2 protein-coding genes are annotated in these 2,105 nt (G+C 49.5%); both read left to right on the top strand.

All coding sequences use genetic code 11. The annotated features are described in order from the left end of the window. The first annotated feature begins 318 nt into the window (after positions 1 to 318). Positions 319 to 1,458, top strand: coding sequence for a glycosyltransferase family 4 protein (locus tag PLA23_RS12885; RefSeq protein WP_324475448.1), 1,140 nt, complete (start codon positions 319 to 321; stop codon positions 1,456 to 1,458). Between the two features lie 69 nt (positions 1,459 to 1,527). Further along, positions 1,528 to 2,105: aldehyde dehydrogenase family protein (locus PLA23_RS12880; protein WP_324475447.1), on the top strand; the 578-nt coding region annotated here is incomplete at its 3' end.

The raw sequence follows: 2,105 nt of genomic DNA, 5'->3' as shown, positions 1-2,105 counted from the left end.
TTGTTGCACTTTAACATTCTGAAGATGTATCTGACGTTTTTGTGGTATAATTTCATATGATACATTACTAAAAACGTGTGATGCGCTCAATGCGGCAATCGAAGGCTAATTTGACAAATTTGTTCTATTAATGTACGGCAAATAAGTACATATATATATTATCAAAGCTAATTGCCATCTGTTCTGCCCTTGACATGGGGCAGGGACCATGCAGCTACAGGAAACCTTTCAGGGTATATACAAACACACAACTGGCATCGAACATTCCGAGAAATACGGTAGAAATATCTGCCGGGTGATACTTCAGGGAGCATATACGTGGAGCGGAAAAAGATTGCATTCTTCTGTTGGGAGTCATTATACTCCGAACGTGTGGGAGGACTAGCGAACGCAGCAACATATCTGGCACAGGAGCTGGCAAAAAGAAACGAGGTTCATTTCTTTACCCGGGGGGATTGTGATTTTTCCTTTAACGGGGTGCAATATCATGCAGTACGCCCGGAAGGGGAAAATATCATTGAGTATTGCCGGAACATGAGTCATGCCATGGTGAACCGGTTCAGGGAGTATGACGGGACCCCCTTTGATATCCTTCACTTCCATGATTGGCATGTTACAGAGGCATTACACCTCCTCCAGGACAGGAATACCATCTTCACCTATCATTCAACCGAGTACGGACGAAACGGGAATCAACACGGGAGCTGGTGGGAATACCATGAGATATGCGGGAAGGAATGGTATGCAGGTCTGATTGCACGACAGGTTACAACCGTCAGCAATGTGCTTCGGGAAGAAGTAATGAACCTGTATAACGTTCCAGACTGGAAGATCCGTGTCTTTCCAAACGGGGTCATACCTGAGCAGTTTGATGTAGATCTTGATCAGGGTGAACTCAAGGCTGAGATGGGCATACACCCCTATGCACCAACCCTTCTCTTCATCGGGCGAATGGCATATCAGAAGGGTCCTGATCTGCTCCTTGATGCCCTCACCCGGGTGAAGGAGGAGTACTGGGGAGTGCAGGCCATTATGGCAGGAGACGGAGGGATGCGTCCATGGCTGTCACAGGTTGCGTATGACCGGGGCCTTCCTGTCAGATTCCCGGGGTATATCACCGATGCTGAGTATGTCCGGCTTTTAAATGCGGCAGACCTGGTTGTCATCCCAAGCCGGAATGAGCCCTTTGGGATCGTCTTGCCTGAAGCATGGAGTGCAGGACGACCGGTGGTGGCCTGTGATGTCGGCGGCCTGCATGAGAATATCGAGTCATATCGCGATGGAATTAAGGTTCCCGTGTCAGCTGACCGTCTAGCAGAAGGGATCTGTCAGGCCCTTGAAGATACCGACCGGCTCTCAAAATTTGGCAGAACCGGACGATCCAAGGTGTACCGGCAGTTCAGATGGGAAGGGATTGCACAGAAACTTGACCGGATGTACGGTACAGTCTGCAGCTGACCGCATACTTTCCGTCTTCCTTTTTTACAGATCACTGAAATTTTTCACTACTGCATCATAATCTATACCATGACAACACAGCCGGTTACTGGGGAGCGGGAGTCATGTGCAGTATTTAATCCTGCAGACGGAAGTCTTGTCGGTTCAGTTCCTGCCGGGACAGCCGATGACGTGGATGATGCGGTGAGGAGGGCCTGGGAATCTTTTCAGATCTGGTCCCGTTCTGATCCACTGGATCGGTCTAAAATTTTGTTTACCGCAGGCAGATTGGTACGGGAGGATCAGAAGAATCTTGCCCATCTGCTTACCCGTGAGCAGGGAAAGCCTCTTCGTGAATCAATGAATGAGATCGCAGGCTTTGCCAGAGTTATGGAATATTATGCCTCAATATCAGGGATCATGCAGGGTGATTACGGGGTGAATGCCAGCTACGGGCATATGATGGTCAAAAGACAACCGCTTGGGGTGTGTGCCGCTATCATACCCTGGAATATGCCGGCGCTCATCATGGGCTGGAAGATCGGTCCGGTCCTTGCAACAGGAAATACCATGGTTCTCAAACCGTCAACGACTGCCCCCCTTACCTGTCTTGCCCTCGCAGGTCATTTGTATCAGGCCGGGCTGCCTGAATCTGCTTTGAGGATGGT

The organism is Methanospirillum sp., from assembly GCF_035406105.1.
Lineage (GTDB): Archaea > Halobacteriota > Methanomicrobia > Methanomicrobiales > Methanospirillaceae > Methanospirillum.
The sequence above is the reverse complement of the archived record's forward strand: the minus strand, read 5'-3'. Positions and strand labels throughout refer to the sequence as shown.